Annotated in this window: 14 protein-coding genes and 1 pseudogene; 2 read left to right on the top strand and 13 right to left on the bottom strand. The window is 54.1% G+C overall.

The features are described 5' to 3' along the window. Positions 1-257, bottom strand: a 257-nt coding sequence (locus G462_RS0105535; protein WP_026958116.1) for an IS3 family transposase, incomplete at its 3' end; no start/stop codon positions are given. A 142-nt stretch (positions 258-399) separates the two neighbouring features. On the opposite strand from G462_RS0105535, the gene aceA reads away from it, so the two are divergent. Beyond that, on the top strand, positions 400-1,707 hold the full coding sequence (gene aceA, locus G462_RS0105530; RefSeq protein ID WP_026958115.1) for an isocitrate lyase: 1,308 nt from the start codon (positions 400-402) through the stop codon (positions 1,705-1,707). A gap of 62 nt (positions 1,708-1,769) precedes the next feature. On the opposite strand, the pseudogene G462_RS25105 reads toward aceA, so the two are convergent. From G462_RS25105 to G462_RS0105500, 5 genes and pseudogenes are all read right to left on the bottom strand, one after another. After that, positions 1,770-2,348: pseudogene (locus tag G462_RS25105) on the bottom strand (acyl carrier protein phosphodiesterase). Positions 2,349-2,387: 39 nt separating this feature from the next. Continuing rightward, a complete protein-coding gene (locus G462_RS0105515) occupies positions 2,388-3,293 on the bottom strand; it encodes a DMT family transporter (RefSeq protein ID WP_026958113.1) in 906 nt (301 codons plus the stop codon). Positions 3,294-3,849: 556 nt separating this feature from the next. After that, positions 3,850-4,287, bottom strand: a complete 438-nt coding sequence (locus G462_RS0105510) for a CBS domain-containing protein (RefSeq protein ID WP_026958112.1) — start codon at positions 4,285-4,287, stop codon at positions 3,850-3,852. Positions 4,288-4,437: 150 nt separating this feature from the next. Beyond that, positions 4,438-5,736, bottom strand: a complete 1,299-nt coding sequence (locus G462_RS0105505; protein WP_026958111.1) for an anti-phage deoxyguanosine triphosphatase — start codon at positions 5,734-5,736, stop codon at positions 4,438-4,440. Between the two features lie 11 nt (positions 5,737-5,747). After that, a complete protein-coding gene (locus tag G462_RS0105500) occupies positions 5,748-6,971 on the bottom strand; it encodes a pyridoxal phosphate-dependent aminotransferase (RefSeq protein WP_026958110.1) in 1,224 nt (407 codons plus the stop codon). A gap of 140 nt (positions 6,972-7,111) precedes the next feature. On the opposite strand from G462_RS0105500, the gene G462_RS0105495 reads away from it, so the two are divergent. Continuing rightward, a complete protein-coding gene (locus G462_RS0105495; RefSeq protein WP_026958109.1) occupies positions 7,112-8,032 on the top strand; it encodes a LysR family transcriptional regulator in 921 nt (306 codons plus the stop codon). 33 nt (positions 8,033-8,065) lie between these two features. On the opposite strand, the gene G462_RS0105490 is transcribed toward G462_RS0105495, so the two are convergent. The 7 genes from G462_RS0105490 to ubiG all read right to left on the bottom strand — a co-directional run bounded on the left by G462_RS0105490 (position 8,066) and on the right by ubiG (position 14,907). Beyond that, positions 8,066-8,416, bottom strand: a complete 351-nt coding sequence (locus G462_RS0105490) for a DUF3802 family protein (RefSeq protein ID WP_026958108.1) — start codon at positions 8,414-8,416, stop codon at positions 8,066-8,068. 66 nt (positions 8,417-8,482) lie between these two features. Then, the gene (locus tag G462_RS0105485) at positions 8,483-9,328 is read right to left on the bottom strand and encodes a hypothetical protein (RefSeq protein ID WP_026958107.1); all 846 of its coding nucleotides are present in this window, start codon (positions 9,326-9,328) and stop codon (positions 8,483-8,485) included. Between the two features lie 83 nt (positions 9,329-9,411). Beyond that, entirely contained in the window at positions 9,412-9,705 is a 294-nt protein-coding gene (gene yfaE / locus G462_RS0105480) for a class I ribonucleotide reductase maintenance protein YfaE (protein WP_051326552.1), read from the bottom strand. Next, positions 9,705-10,835 carry a class Ia ribonucleoside-diphosphate reductase subunit beta gene (gene nrdB / locus G462_RS0105475; RefSeq protein ID WP_026958105.1) on the bottom strand — a complete coding sequence of 377 codons (1,131 nt, stop codon included), beginning with the start codon at positions 10,833-10,835 and terminating at the stop codon, positions 9,705-9,707. The genes yfaE and nrdB overlap by 1 nt, the downstream gene beginning before the upstream one ends. A 34-nt stretch (positions 10,836-10,869) precedes the next feature. Further along, complete coding sequence (nrdA, locus tag G462_RS0105470; RefSeq protein WP_026958104.1) at positions 10,870-13,158, bottom strand: class 1a ribonucleoside-diphosphate reductase subunit alpha; 2,289 nt, start codon at positions 13,156-13,158, stop codon at positions 10,870-10,872. A 279-nt stretch (positions 13,159-13,437) separates the two neighbouring features. Continuing rightward, positions 13,438-14,106, bottom strand: a complete 669-nt coding sequence (gph, locus tag G462_RS0105465) for a phosphoglycolate phosphatase (RefSeq protein ID WP_026958103.1) — start codon at positions 14,104-14,106, stop codon at positions 13,438-13,440. A gap of 75 nt (positions 14,107-14,181) precedes the next feature. Next, positions 14,182-14,907 carry a bifunctional 2-polyprenyl-6-hydroxyphenol methylase/3-demethylubiquinol 3-O-methyltransferase UbiG gene (ubiG, locus tag G462_RS0105460; protein ID WP_026958102.1) on the bottom strand — a complete coding sequence of 242 codons (726 nt, stop codon included), beginning with the start codon at positions 14,905-14,907 and terminating at the stop codon, positions 14,182-14,184. Positions 14,908-14,911: the final 4 nt, after the last annotated feature.

Here is a 14,911-nt window from a genome sequence, read left to right as displayed (position 1 = left end):
ATGGTGTTCTCTTCTTCGATACGACGAAGCTGCTTCTTTAGCTCCCGGATTTCGACTTGTTCCGGCGTCATGGGAGAAGCCTTTGGGGATTTGCCCGCTCGTTCATCTTTAAGCTGTCTCACCCACTTATCCATGGTGGATTTACCCACATTCATCGCTTCAGCAGCTTCACGAACACTATAGCCTTGGTCAAGAACTAACTGGGCTGATTCGAGCCGAAACTCGGCACTATAAGTTGGTCTGGTACGTTTTGTCATGGTTCACCTGTATTGTTGCGAGGCGATGATATCACCTCTAATCAGGTGGCCAAATTTAGTGTGCCACTACAAGGTAATTAAAGCGGCTTAGGACAGCAGAGTTTTGCTGACCGAAGCCACACCAGAATACGAGGGATGGAACATGACAGTATCAAGAGAGCAACAAATTGCTGAGTTGGAAAAAGATTGGGCAGAAAACCCACGTTGGAAAGGGGTAAAACGTACATATTCTGCAGAAGAAGTCGTTAAGCTGCGCGGCTCCGTCGTTCCCGAAAACACCGTTGCTCGTCGTGGCGCGGAGAAACTCTGGTCACTGGTCAATGGCCAAGCGAAGAAGGGCTATGTTAACTGTTTGGGCGCGCTAACTGGCGGTCAGGCAGTGCAACAAGCCAAAGCGGGTATCGAAGCCATCTACCTCTCAGGCTGGCAGGTCGCCGCCGACAACAACAGTGCGTCAAGCATGTATCCTGACCAAAGCCTCTACCCGGTAGACTCGGTACCGAAGGTGGTTGAGCGTATCAACAACTCCTTCCAACGCGCCGATCAGATCCAGTGGGCAAATGGTCTGTCGCCTGCCAATGGCGGTATCGACTACTACCTCCCCATTGTGGCTGATGCAGAGGCCGGGTTTGGCGGGGTGCTGAACGCGTTCGAGCTGATGAAGTCGATGATTAAAGCTGGCGCCGCCGGAGTGCACTTTGAAGATCAGCTTGCGTCAGTGAAAAAATGCGGTCATATGGGGGGTAAGGTATTAGTACCAACTCAGGAAGCCGTACAAAAGCTGATTGCAGCCCGCTTCGCTGCTGACGTTGCCGATGTACCTACCTTGGTAATCGCCCGTACCGACGCCAACGCGGCTGACTTGTTGACCTCCGACGTTGACCCCTATGACGCAGAGTTCATCACCGGCGAGCGTACCTCGGAAGGCTTCTACCGTGTGACACCTGGCATCGACCAAGCGATCAGCCGCGGACTGGCCTATGCAGAGTATGCTGACCTGATTTGGTGTGAAACCGCCACACCATGTTTGGAAGAGGCGCGTAAATTCGCTGATGCCATCCACGCTAAGTTCCCGAATCAGCTGCTGGCCTACAACTGCTCGCCATCGTTCAACTGGCGTAAAAACCTTGATGATGAAACCATCGCCCGCTTCCAGCAGGCCTTGAGCGATATGGGCTACAAGTACCAGTTCATCACCTTGGCCGGTATTCACAATATGTGGTACAACATGTTCGACTTGGCCCACAACTACGCGCAAGGCGAAGGCATGCGCCACTATGTTGAGATGGTCCAAGAGAAGGAGTTTGCCGCAGCAGAGCGTGGCTACACCTTTGTGGCTCACCAACAAGAAGTGGGCACCGGCTACTTCGACCAAGTCACCAATGTGATTCAAGGCGGCGAGTCTTCAGTGACGGCATTGACCGGCTCTACCGAAGAAGAGCAGTTCTGATAAGCTTAATCGGCTCGTAGCGGAGTAAAGAAAAGGCAGCCCTCGTGGCTGCCTTTGTTGTGTTACTCGCCGTCGAGATATTGTCGACAATCTTGCAGCAACAGGGGGTAGTGATGGGTGAAAAACCTCTCAATTTGCGCATGTTGGTCGACGAGAGCTTGGTACATGCCCGCGGCATCAAAGCCTCTGCGCATTCTGCTGCTGACGCCGCGCAGTACCGATTCCATATTGGCTTGGGTCCGGTAGTAGCCGAGCCAATCACCTGCCACTAGAGCATCTCGCACATATAGGGCTCGCCCTTCAAGCGTCGCGCTGGCTAGCTGCGCATAGCTTTGGTCGATAAAGGCGTTGAGCGCTTGCGGATGAAAACGTGGTCAGTGGGCGCACAGCAGATAATCGAGGTAGATATCGAGTGCGATGGTGCTAAAGCGCCTAAGCGGTGCAGGAAAAAGCTGCGGCAGTTGGGCGTCGAGGTAGCGCTGGTCAATCCAGCTATCTACATGGCGGTGCAAGCGGACGCCTTGCGCGAGTTCCGCGGGTAGCTGCTGCCAGGCCCGGCCTTTCACAAAATCCCCCATAAACGCCCCCACCAAGGAGGTGCGGGTATGGGCGGCGATATGCAGGTGGGCGAGGTAGTTCATGATGGATAGCTCTGCCGGTTGGCACTCGGTTTAGCGCTGCTAGCGTTTGCTCGCGCGCATCTTGGTGCTAAGTGTGCTGCCAAAAAGGTTAGCCATAGCCCCCAAAACAATCAATGCTCCGCCCGCATAGGTGCTGGCGGCTGGCGCTTCGGCAAACAACACAATGCCCAATACAATCGAGAACACGATCTGGATGTAGCCAAAGGCAGTTGCCTTGGCGGCCGTTAAGGTTTGCATCGCCTTGGTCAGACCGATCTGCCCGATTTGGGTGAAGATACCCACCATAATCAGCAGTACCACTTGCGACAGCGTTGGCAGCGTGGCGTCTTTGCCCATCAGCAGTAGCGATACTGGCAAAGCAACTAGCGGGAAGTAGAAGATAATCACCGAGGCGTCTTCTCGGTTACTTAACTGGCGCACAATCACATAGGCCACCGCGCTACCAAAGGCGCCTAGTACCGCCAGTCCAACCCCAAGTAGGGGGAGCTCGCTGACGTAATCACTGGATAGCGATGGGCCCACCATCACATACAAACCTGCCAGTGAGAACGCTACGCAAAGCAGGGTTGACAGGTGTACCCGTTCTTTAAGAAACAGCAACGCGAGCAGAGCGGTAAACACCGGGTGGAGGTATTGCAAGATAGTGGCTTCCGCCAGCGGTAGCACGGTTACCGCGTAATACACGCAGATTAACGCTAAGGTGCCGACTGCGCCACGGGCGAACAGTAGCAGATGGTTGTGACCAAACACCGAGATACGTTTGCGCCGCACATCGGCATAACTGAGAACCAGTGACACCAGCGCACGCGCGGCGACGATCTCAAACACTGGGATGCCTTGGCTGCTAAGCAGCTTGACGCAGGCCGCCATCAGCGCAAAACCTAAGGAAGAGAGCAGCATAAATTGAGCGCCGCGTGGGATAATCTGCTGGATTAACTGATACATAGTACTGTGGAAAACTGGGCTTACTGCGAATGGGGCGACGTTAGCACAGCGTTGCGGCCAATGACAGGCTGTAATCTCGATCGACCGGGTTAATACCAATCCATATAGGTAACTGCTCATTCTTGCTAGTTAAAATCATTGATCACAGCGTCAACGCTTTTGTAATTAGCCCACTAGTTACGGCAAGCGCTTCCTCGTCCTCAATGATTTTCCCTGCGCAATCTCTGATCACTTACCTATATGGATTGGTATAAATTTCAGGCAAAAAAAATCCAACCAAAACGGCTGGATTAAAAAGACATAAGGAATGACTAATACATACTGTCACAAAGGGCAAGTACAGCAAGGGCGATTAGCGAACCCTGAAAAATCGGTTACAGTGCAATGTCACCATTGATTCTACGGCTGTAAGTTTAATGTGATGTCAGTCACATATCAAGCGGTAATTGTTACAAATTTACACGAGAGTGGAGAAAAAGGCGGCTTTACGCTGCTTTTTTAGCTAACAACTGATCCAATAATTACAGGATCTTTTATGTGCATTTACTCTATTTAGCTAGAGGGGTTCTTGCTCGCGCATCAACTCGAGCAAGGTGATTGCCACGCCAACAAAGTCGGTATCGGTGATGATCCCTACCAATTGTCGGTCCTCAAGTACGGGTAGGCAGCCAATCTTATGCTCTTCCAGGTAGCGGGCTGCATCTTCCACTGAGGCTTGCGGAGAGACAGTGTAGACCTTCTCCACCATCAGCTGACGAAGGTCGATACTCAGCTCTTGCTCGGTGCGCTGTTCGTGGGACATTTTGGTTTGGCTCGATTCCTGAGCTGCGAGCAGGTTTCGCTCAGAGACGATGCCGAGCAGCTGACCCTGCTCGTCGGTAACCGGCAGGTGACGAAAACCGTGGCTACGCAGCAACTGCCTCGCCTCGGCGAGTGAGCTGTCGGGGCGGGCGGTATGGGGATTACTGGTCATAATATCCGCAACGGTAATCATAGAAGGTCCCTCACAAGCAACGGTTACACTTTAACTGTAGAAGGCGTTACGGATTACAACTTGATACTTATCAAAGCCTAACAATAAATCGCTGGCTAAGCGGGGAAGTGTGCAGGACTTCACATGCTGACTAAACGTGCAGCAAAAGCCCTAGAACATCTTTTGATAGAGCCGCTGGGCGTAGTCGTCGGTCATACCTGCGATGTAGTCACTGATAACGCGTGATTGACAGTTGCTCTCGGCGGCGATTTTCCAACGGCTACGGGTATTCAGCGGCAGTAGTCGCTCGGGGTCGCTGGCAAAAGCTTGGTAGAGCTCCATCACGATCTGCTGACCTTTAAAGCGCACAATCTCTATCTGTGGAGTTTGGATGACGTAGTTCAGAACAAAGCGCTTGAGAATGTCCAGCGCTTGCGCCATGGGTGGGGCCAGGCAGGCTTGCCAGTCGAGCAATGGCTCGTCGAAGCAGCCTTGTCGCTCCAAGCCGATGGCGGTGATAAAGGCATTCACCAGGCAGCCGATGGCTTCTTTCTGCTCATAGTGGTGGTCACTAAACAGCAGCTCACCCAGTGAGGCGATCTCTTCGGCCAGCCAACAGTCTGAGATCTTACTCATCGGCTCGGCAACCATTAACTGCCAGTCGCTTTGGTGGACGATCCCTAGCACTACCGCATCTTCCAAATCGTGTACGCCGTAGGCGATATCATCGGCCAGCTCCATGATTGAGCAATCTAAGGACTTGAAACGGCTGCGGCGGTGCTGACCGGTTTGGCGTAGCTCGTGAGAGGTAAACAATGCGCGATCGGACTCGGATAAGGGGGCGAGTATCCATTGATAGACGGCGAGGTCATCATCGTAGATGCCCTTGGCGGGGCTCCATTCGCCCACTTTAAGCTGGCGGAAGTTCTCGGCCGGTTTCGGCTTGGGCTCCCGTTCCAGCTCGCTGATCAGGCAGGGATACTTCATGACCCCCAGTAAACTGCGGCGACACAGGTTCATGCCAAAGTTGCGGGTGTAGGGCTCCAGCTTGGTGAGAATACGCAAGGTTTGCGCATTGCCTTCAAAGCCGCCATGCTCGCGCATCATGTAGTTGAGTGCGACTTCGCCGCCGTGGCCGAACGGCGGGTGGCCAATGTCGTGGGCCAGGCACAGTGCTTCGATTAAGTTCTGGCTGGGCAACAGCGGCTGCTGATCGGGCTGGCTGGCGCGCAGCTGGGAGACGATGCCAGTGCCGATTTGTGCCACTTCCAAAGAGTGGGTGAGACGGGTGCGGTAAAAGTCGTTATCACCGACACCCAATACCTGAGTTTTGTTCTGCAAGCGGCGGAAGGCCGCTGAGTGGAGGACCCGCGCTCGGTCGCGTTGCCAGGGGCTGCGCAGGTCCCTATGGCGTTTGTGCTGTTCTTCGCTATAGCGCGCCGCGCCGGGTTGTCCACTCAGTACTTCCATGCATGTCTCCGCTAGTTACTGCCCTGGCGATATCCTTCGAGGAAGGTGCCAATTCGGGTGATGGCGTCGGTCAGCTCCTGCTCGCGTGGCAGGAACACGATCCGGAAGTGATCGGGCTTGTGCCAGTTAAAGCCGGTGCCTTGTACCACCAAGATCTTCTCTTGCTGCAGCAGATCGAGGGCGAACTGCTGGTCGTCTTGGATGTTAAACTTCTTCACATCCAGCTTGGGGAACAGGTACATCGCACCGCGCGGCTTCACGCAGCTCACCCCGGGGATGTCATTGAGTAGCTGCCAAGCCTTGAGGCGCTGCTCATGCAGTCGTCCGCCGGGAACGATCAGCTCGTTGATGCTTTGATAGCCACCTAGCGCGGTTTGAATGGCATGCTGCACTGGCACGTTGGCACAAAGGCGCATTGAGGCCAGCATATCGAGGCCGTCTATGTAGTCGCTGGCGCGCTGCTTGGGCCCGGAGACCACCATCCAGCCGGAGCGGAATCCACATACTCGGTAGGCTTTGGACAGGCCGTTAAAAGTAACGGTGAGTACGTCGTCCGACAGGGTCGATAGCGGGATGTGCTGCGCCTCGTCGTAGATGACCTTGGAGTAGATCTCATCGGCAAACAGGATCAGGTTGTGCTGACGGGCCAACTCGACCAGCTCCAGCAAAATCTCACGGCTATACACCGAGCCGGTGGGGTTGTTCGGGTTGATGATCACCAAGCCCTTGGTTCTTGGGGTGATCTTGCTGCGAATATCTTCAATATCCGGGAACCAGTCGCTTTGCTCATCACACACGTAGTGAACCGGCTTGCCGCCGGCCAGGGTGGCTGCGGCGGTCCACAGTGGATAGTCCGGAGAGGGGATCAGCATCTCGTCGCCGTTATTCAGCAGGGCCTGCATCGCCATCACGATCAGCTCGCTCACGCCGTTACCCAAATAGATGTCATCCAGCGTTACGCTGCGCAGGCCATGCAACTGGTAGTGATGCATGACCGCTTTACGCGCGGAGAACAGGCCCTTGGAGTCGCAGTAGCCTTGGGCGGTTGGCAAGTTATGGATTACGTCTACCAGAATTTCATCCGGCGCTTCAAAGCCGAATGGGGCGGGGTTGCCGATATTGAGTTTGAGTACCCGGTGGCCTTCTTCTTCGAGGCGGCGGGCTTGCTTGAGCACCGGTCCCCGAATGTCGTAGCAGACATTGTCTAGCTTGTGAGATTTTTCAATATGTTGCATGTTGTTATTTGATCCTTAGTTATTGCACTATTAAGCGCTGTTTTAGGATTTCATGCAAGCCGCACAAGCGCTTGCAGCGTTTTTTCTTGGTGCTTGGTCTACATGCTAGAGCGCCTAGTGTCACAAGGGGTTGAGTCAGGATGCTCGAACTTAAACATCTACATAGTGTGCGCGCCTTGCGCGAGGGGGGCTCGCTTAGCGAAGCGGCTCAGCGCCTGTGCATGACTCAATCTGCTTTATCTCATCAAATCAAAGAGTTGGAAAGTCGTGTCGGGGCAAAGCTGTTTGTCCGTAAGACCAAGCCGCTGCGCTTTACCATGGCAGGGCTGCGCGTGTTGGAGTTGGCTGATTCAGTACTGGCACAGGTGCAGCAAACCGAGGCTGAGTTGCGCCGCCTGGTGGGCGGTGAGGCGGGGCGGCTTTATCTGGCGCTAGAGTGCCACAGCTGCTTCAACTGGTTGATGCCCGCCATCGACCAATACCGCGCGCTGTGGCCCGACGTGGAGCTGGACTTTAGCTCTGGCTTTAGCTTCGAGCCTCTACCCGAGCTGCAGGCCGGCGAGTTAGATCTGGTGATTACCTCAACCTGCGATCAGCTCGAGGGCATCCAGTACCAGCCGTTGTTTAGCTATATGCCGATGTTGGCGTTAGCGCCGGACCATCCTCTAGCCGATAAACCGGTGATTGAGCCGGCCGATTTAGCCAACGAAACGCTGATTTCTTACCCCGTAGACAGTGAGCGACTGGATGTCTTTCAGCTGTTTTTAGGCCCGGCAGGGATTAAGCCTAAGGCGATCCGTCATGTGGATATGACATTGGTTATGATGCAGTTGGTGGCCAGTGGGCGCGGGGTGGCGGTGCTGCCTAATTGGGCGTTGGTAGACTATCAGGCCAAGGGCTACGTGGCGGTTAAATCGCTGGGCGAGCAGGAACTGTGGCAGGGGCTATATGCTGCGGTGCGTAGCGATGATGCCGAGAGTCCCTACATTGGGGCCTTCTTGCAAATCGCCAAAGACAGTTGTTTTAACTTGTTGCAGGGGATCCGGCCGCTCAGCGAGTGAGCGGGAGACTATGCGTTGCTTTAAAGGTGAAGCTTAGATAGGGTCGAGAGCGATGAGTTCGTTGTCGAACATGTTCTTGATAAGGCCGACAAACTCATCGATAAACTGCTGCTGTTGCTGGGTGGGGCTCTTCATCCACACGCTGGATAACACCTGTTCCAAATCATTCACAATGGCGTCGATCTCGCGGATAACGATAAAGCGATGGTCGCTTTCAAGGTGTTCGTGTTGACGGCACACCAGCATCACGCTCTCTGAGAGCTTTTCCGAGACATAGTCACACACCGTCAACGGATTCTGATGCGGCTGGGTCTTCTCAAATATGGCCAAGTTATCTGCTAAAAAGTTAATAAGGTCTACGTAACCATCGCTGTCAGTGACCATTTACCGTTCTCCCTTATCATTATAATGCTATCAATCAGTACTTTAGCTGATATTTAGTAGATAAATCTACAAAGTTTGTCCAAGTTCTTTTGATTGTAACACGACTTCTTGACACGTGTTTGGCAAGCGTAGTTGACGATTCTCTTTTGCGAGATCGCCTAAATGGAACGCTAGCAAGCGTTGATCCAGCGGCATGGCCGACTCGCTTTGGCTAAGCCACTCCAATATTCGTGGTGTGTTTTCGTGATAATCCTGAGCGAAACGATTGATCTGTTGGCGCACTTCCATACTCATCTCGGTAGGGATATCGCTGGTTTGCACGATATGCAGTACGTATGGCTGTAGCAGACGCGCTTGGGCGCGGAAATCGGCATCGCTTTGCTCGCTCTCTTCAAGTAGCTGCAGCTCGTCCAGTTCACCACAGATATGGTTCGCTTTGAGCAGGGCTACGCTGTGTTGCACCAGTTGATCGGTGTCGTATCCTTCACCAAACATCTCCAAAAAGGCGTTGGGCAGATTGTGCTGGGAGAGGCTTACCTTGGGGTGGGTTAACTGGGCTTCATTAAACTGGCGCACCCGCAGCGGCAGGTTGGGCTTGACCTCAATGATCTGTAGTTGCCCGCGCTCCACCCGATACTGCCAACTGGATTGTTGGTCGAGATAAACGCTTAGCTCAGAGATGCTACAAGTAACTTGACGGCTCGCCCCTTGGTTGTCGATTTGGTAGAGGCCTTGATCGGCGTTCACTGCGGTGACTTCGCCCAGCTGGCGCACATAGCTGGCAGTGGCGATGGTGGCGCGGCAGATCTGTGGCTCGGTGAAGTTGTTGGATTTACTAAACCAGGCATAGGCCGCAACAGAGCAGCACAGTAATAGCACGCCGGTGGTAACAGCAGTAATCGAACGAGTCATGAAACGAGAGTGGTTGCCAAAGGTATGCCTAGTATATCTGTCGAATCATTAAAAACTTAAGTCTGGCTCAAGTAAATCGCAGTTCAGGAGGCGATACGCGGTTTTAGCGGTGGGCGCTCTTTGAGGGTCACGGTGCCTTTAGGGCGGCTACAGCAGCTGAGCACCTGACCGGGCGGCACATTGGCCAGCGGCGTTTGCTGGTACTCTACTTCGCCGGATTCGAGGGTGCAGCGGCAGGCGCCACAGACACCTTCCCGGCAATGGTATTCGGGGGCAAAGCCGGCTTCTTCGAGGGCGCTGAGGATGCTGTCGTGGTGGGCATCCACCACGACCTCAATACCTCCGGCAATCACGCGGCCTTCAGTGCGTTTGCTCATTACAGCTCGAAATCTTCGAAATCATCGGCGGCGATGGCTGCGTCGATCTGACCGACCAGGTAAGAGCTGATCTCGGCTTCTTGCGGTGCAACCTGCACGTTGTCGGATACCAGCCAGGCATTAATCCATGGGATCGGATTAGAGCGCTCTTCAAAGCATGGGTGCAGGCCAACCGCTTGCATACGTTGGTTGGTGATGTACTCCACGTACTGGCACAGGATCTCTTCGTTCAGGCCAATCATTGAGCCGTCTTTGAACAGGTACTTGGCCCACTGTTTTTCTTGCTCGGCGGCGTCGGTAAACAGGCGCCACGCATCAACCTCACACTCTTTGGCAATCTCGGCCATCTCTGGGTCGTCTTTGCCTTCGCGCATTAGGTTGAGCATGTGTTGGGTGCCACTGAGGTGCAGCGCTTCGTCACGGGCGATCAGCTTGATGATTTTGGCGTTACCTTCCATCAGCTCACGCTCGGCAAAGGCAAACGAGCAGGCGAAGCTAACATAAAAGCGGATAGCTTCCAGTACGTTCACCGACATCAGGCACAGGTAGAGCTTCTTTTTCAGCTCGCGCTTGGTCACGCTAATGGTTTCGCCATCGACCACATGCTCGCCTTCGCCATACAGGTGGTACAGCGAGGTGTGTTGGATGAGATCATCGTAGTAACCGGCAATATCATTGGCGCGCTTGATGATTTCTTCATTCTCCAGAATGTCGTCGAACACCTCGGAAGGGTTGTTCATCACATTGCGGATAATGTGGGTGTAAGAGCGCGAGTGAATGGTTTCGCTAAAGGCCCAGGTTTCAATCCAAGTTTCCAGCTCCGGCAAGGAGACCAATGGCAGCAGCGCGACGTTGGGCGAGCGGCCCTGAATGCTGTCGAGCAGGGTTTGGTACTTGAGGTTACTCAAGAAGATATGCTGCTCGTGGGCGGGCAGGGCGTTGAAGTCGATGCGATCGCGGCTTACATCCACCTCTTCTGGGCGCCAGAAGAACGACAGTTGTTTCTCAATCAGCTTCTCGAAGATCTCGTGGCGCTGAACATCGTAACGGGCAACGTTAACCGGCTGGCCGAAGAACATCGGCTCTTTGGTGGCGTCATTCGCTTGTTGGGTAAAAATTGAATAGCTCATGCTTGCGTCCTAGTTATTCTCGGTTCTCAGTTGCCTAGATTTTGCAGGCGCCACCGGCGCAGTCGTCATCTTCTGGTTCTGGCTTGTTGGCCAATTCGTGCTGGTCTTTCGCGCCATCACGGGTGTTATGGTAATACAGCGTCTTCACACCGTAGCGATAGGCGGTTAGCAGGTCGCCAATCAGTTGCTTCATCGGTACCTTGCCGTCGGCAAAGCGCGCCGGATCGTAGTTGGTGTTGGCTGAAATACTTTGGTCGACAAACTTCTGCATAACGCCAACCAGCTGCAGGTAGCCATCGTTGTTGGGGATATCCCACAGCAGCTCATAGTTGTTATGCAGGCGGTCAAACTCTGGCACCACCTGTTTCATAATGCCGTCTTTACTGGCTTTTACGCTCACGTAACCGCGCGGAGGCTCAATGCCGTTGGTGGCATTGGAGATCTGACTCGAGGTCTCTGATGGCATCAGTGCCGACAGGGTCGAGTTCCGCAAACCGTGTTGCATAATCTCTTTACGCAGGCCGTCCCAGTCCAGATGCAATGGCTCATCACAGATCTTATCTAGCGAGCGTTTGTAGGTATCGATAGGCATCAGGCCCTTGGCATAGTTGGTCTCATTGAACAGCGGACAAGCGCCTTGCTCTTTGGCCAGATTCATTGAAGCCTTCAATAGGTAGTACTGAATCGCTTCAAAGGTGCGGTGAGTCAGGCCATTGGCGCTGCCATCGCTGTAGCGCACGCCGTTCTTCGCCAAGTAGTAGGCGTAGTTAATCACGCCTATGCCCAAGGTGCGGCGGGCATCGGAGCCTTTCTTCGCCGCCAGTACTGGGTAGTCTTGGTAATCGAGCAGGCTGTCGAGGGCGCGTACGGCCAGCTCGCTAAGCTCTTCCAGTTCATCCAGAGACTCCAGCGCGCCCAGGTTAAAGGCGCTTAGGGTACACAGGGCAATCTCACCGTTTTCATCATGCACGTGCTCCAGCGGCTTGGTTGGCAGGGTGATCTCCATACACAAGTTCGACTGGCGCACTGCCGCTTGCTTGGCATCAAAGGCACTGCGGGTATTACAGTGGTCCACGTTCTGGATGTAGATACGGCCGGTGGAGGCGCGCTCTTGCATCAGTAGCGAGAACAGCTCAACCGCTTTCACCTTCTGCTGGCGAATGCTGCTGTCTTGCTCATAGAGCTTGTACAGGCGCTCGAACTCGTCTTGGTCTTCAAAGAAGGCATCGTACAGGCCCGGTACGTCACTTGGCGAGAACAGGGTAATGTCGCCGCCTTCAACCAAGCGTAGGTACATCAGGCGGTTTAGCTGTACGCCATAGTCCATATGACGAACTCGGTTGTCTTCAACGCCGCGGTTGTTCTTAAGCACCATCAGTGATTCCACTTCCAAATGCCAGAACGGGTAGAACAGGGTGGCTGCGCCGCCACGTACCCCGCCTTGTGAGCAGCATTTCACCGCGGTCTGGAAGTACTTATAGAAAGGTATACAGCCGGTGTGGAAGGCTTCACCGCCACGGATCTCGCTACCCAGCGCACGGATACGACCGGCGTTAATGCCGATACCGGCGCGTTGGCTTACGTAGGTCACGATGCTTGACGCGGTGGCGTTGATAGAATCCAGGCTGTCACCACACTCAATCAGTACACAGGAGCTGAACTGGCGAGTTGGGGTGCGCACGCCCGACATAATCGGCGTTGGCAATGAGATCTTAAACAGCGAGGTGGCATCGTAGAAGCGGCGGATGTAGTCAAGGCGCACTGACTTGTCGTAATGGGCGAACAGACAGGCGGCGACCAGGATGTACAGGAACTGAGCGCTCTCGAACACTTCGCCGGTCACTCGGTTTTGCACCAAGTATTTACCTTCCAGCTGTTTCACTGCTGCGTAAGAGAAGTTCATATCGCGCCAGTGGTCGATAAACTCGTCCATCTGAGCGAACTCTTCCGGGGTGTAGTCTTTGAGCAGGTGCATGTCGTAGCGGCCTGCTTCACACTGCTTCACCACATGATCGTAGAGCGTCGGTGGCTCAAACTGGCCATAGGCCTTTTTACGTAGGTGGAATACGGCTAGTCGCGCGGCCAGATATTGGTAGTCTGGGGTTTCCTGAGAGATAAGGTCAGCGGCGGCCTTGATAATGGTCTCGTGGATGTCTTTAGTGGCAATGCCTTCATAGAACTGGATGTGAGACTTGAGTTCGACCTGAGATACCGAAACCTTGTCGAGCCCTTCAGCAGCCCAGGAGATGACTCGGTGGATTTTATCGAGGTCGATGGCTTCCTTTTGACCGTTACGCTTGGTGACTAGCAGATTGTCGTTCATGGAGTGTCCTGAATATCCTTACGAATTGTGGGTCACTGATAAGCGACCCACAACATATAGTGTTTTTTTCATTTCTGAATACAAGATAATGAGGTTTGGCGTCTTTAGCAAGGGGATGCCGCGGTGTGAAATCTGTGTATAACTGGAGGATAAATTTAATTGGTTAGTGTTCGCTAACCAATGGCTCCTTGGGCGACGCGGGAGCTGCAAATTGACGTGGGTCAAATTTAGGGAGCGATCACGAAAGCTAAATTTTTTATCAAAAATTCACGGCTGTCGTTAAAGTGTTAAAGTTTGTTCAATCCAATGACTTAACTGCTCACTTGTCGCGCACTGATGGTGAGCTTGCCAGTCGTTAACCCCGCTGTCTTCGCGCAAATATCCCCACAGTGCCACCACCGATGTCATGCCAGCCGCATTCGCGGCCTGGATATCACGCTCGGCGTCGCCAAAGTAACTGCAGGCCGAGGGTGCCACGCCGATCTGCTCGGCGGCATGTAGCAGCGGTTTGGGGTGGGGCTTGCGTTTATCTAAGGTATCGCCAGCAATCACCACCGCAGCCTGCTTAAAGATGGCAAAATCGGTCAGCAGTGCATGGGTCGGGCGGGCAGGTTTGTTGGTCACAACGCCCCAAGGGATCCCCATCGCTATCAGCCAGTTCAGGCAGTGCTCAATACCGGGGAACAAGCGAGTGGCACGATTTAGCTGCAGTTGATAGGCGTCGAGGAAGTGCTGGCGCAGCTCGCTTGCTGCAAACCGTGAGTAGTCGTCACCTAGCCCTTGCTGCAGCAGGCCAAGTGAGCCATCTGAGCTGTACTGGCGGGCGGTCTCCATGGAAATCACCGGATAACCGAGTGAGCAGAGCACCGCATTGGCGGCATCGCGCATATCCGGCGCGGTGTCGAGCAGGGTGCCATCGAGGTCAAACAAAACCGCTTGCGTTGCCATTGCTTACTTCCTTGTGTCGCTGCTGCGAGTTACCAAGCGTTATTTTCGAACTGCGCCATTTTCGAACTGCGCCGTTCAAGCCTGTTCGACTTTGGTGAGATGAGTCATGTAGTTAACGCTAACATCCCGGCTTAGGCTTGCTTTCTCTAATACCGGTAGATAGCGCACGCCACTCAGGTCCTGGCAGTTGAGCTGCTGCTGATCGCACCACGCCAAGAGCTCTGAGGGGCGAATGAACTTATCGTAGCTGTGAGTGCCTTTGGGGACGATCTTGGCGATGTTCTCGGCGCCGACAATCATCATCGCGTAGGCTTTGAGGTTGCGGTTAATGGTGGAGAAAAACACCGCGCCGCCGGGTTTAACCAGCTTGGCACAGGCCGCCACCACTGAGGATGGATCGGGGACATGCTCGAGCATCTCCATACAGGTGACCACATCAAACTCGCCGGCGTGCAGCTCGGCAATCGCTTCGGCGGTGCTTTGCTGGTACTCAAGCTTGGTGCCAGTCTCCAGCGCGTGCAGTTTCGCCACCTCGATCTGCTCCTGACCCATGTCGATACCCAGCACCTTGGCGCCGCGCCTGGCCATACTCTCGGCCAACACGCCGCCGCCGCAGCCTATGTCGGCAACGCGCTTGCCAAACAGCCCGTTGCTGGCCGCTTCGATATAGTCTAATCGGAGCGGGTTTATCTGATGTAAAGTGCGAAATTCACCGTTTTCATCCCACCAACGGGCCGCGAGTGAGGCAAAGTGGGCAATTTCGTCGTGGTCGACATTACTCGAATGTTCTGTAGTGTCCATCTTT

The organism is Aliagarivorans taiwanensis DSM 22990 (assembly GCF_000429505.1).
Taxonomy (GTDB): domain Bacteria; phylum Pseudomonadota; class Gammaproteobacteria; order Enterobacterales; family Celerinatantimonadaceae; genus Aliagarivorans; species Aliagarivorans taiwanensis.
Note: the sequence above shows the minus strand (reverse complement) of the source record. Positions and strands in the feature narration are given on the sequence as shown.

Coding starts and splice junctions, on each gene's coding strand:
- G462_RS0105490 (WP_026958108.1), bottom strand. CDS start 8,416: ATGGTCACTGACAGCGATGGTTACGTAGACCTTATTAACTTTTTAGCA.
- nrdA (WP_026958104.1), bottom strand. CDS start 13,158: ATGAACGACAATCTGCTAGTCACCAAGCGTAACGGTCAAAAGGAAGCC.
- gph (WP_026958103.1), bottom strand. CDS start 14,106: ATGGCAACGCAAGCGGTTTTGTTTGACCTCGATGGCACCCTGCTCGAC.
- G462_RS0105485 (WP_026958107.1), bottom strand. CDS start 9,328: ATGACTCGTTCGATTACTGCTGTTACCACCGGCGTGCTATTACTGTGC.
- G462_RS0105500 (WP_026958110.1), bottom strand. CDS start 6,971: ATGCAACATATTGAAAAATCTCACAAGCTAGACAATGTCTGCTACGAC.
- G462_RS0105495 (WP_026958109.1), top strand. CDS start 7,112: ATGCTCGAACTTAAACATCTACATAGTGTGCGCGCCTTGCGCGAGGGG.
- ubiG (WP_026958102.1), bottom strand. CDS start 14,907: ATGGACACTACAGAACATTCGAGTAATGTCGACCACGACGAAATTGCC.
- yfaE (WP_051326552.1), bottom strand. CDS start 9,705: ATGAGCAAACGCACTGAAGGCCGCGTGATTGCCGGAGGTATTGAGGTC.
- G462_RS0105505 (WP_026958111.1), bottom strand. CDS start 5,736: ATGGAAGTACTGAGTGGACAACCCGGCGCGGCGCGCTATAGCGAAGAA.
- G462_RS0105515 (WP_026958113.1), bottom strand. CDS start 3,293: ATGTATCAGTTAATCCAGCAGATTATCCCACGCGGCGCTCAATTTATG.
- G462_RS0105510 (WP_026958112.1), bottom strand. CDS start 4,287: ATGATTACCGTTGCGGATATTATGACCAGTAATCCCCATACCGCCCGC.
- nrdB (WP_026958105.1), bottom strand. CDS start 10,835: ATGAGCTATTCAATTTTTACCCAACAAGCGAATGACGCCACCAAAGAG.
- aceA (WP_026958115.1), top strand. CDS start 400: ATGACAGTATCAAGAGAGCAACAAATTGCTGAGTTGGAAAAAGATTGG.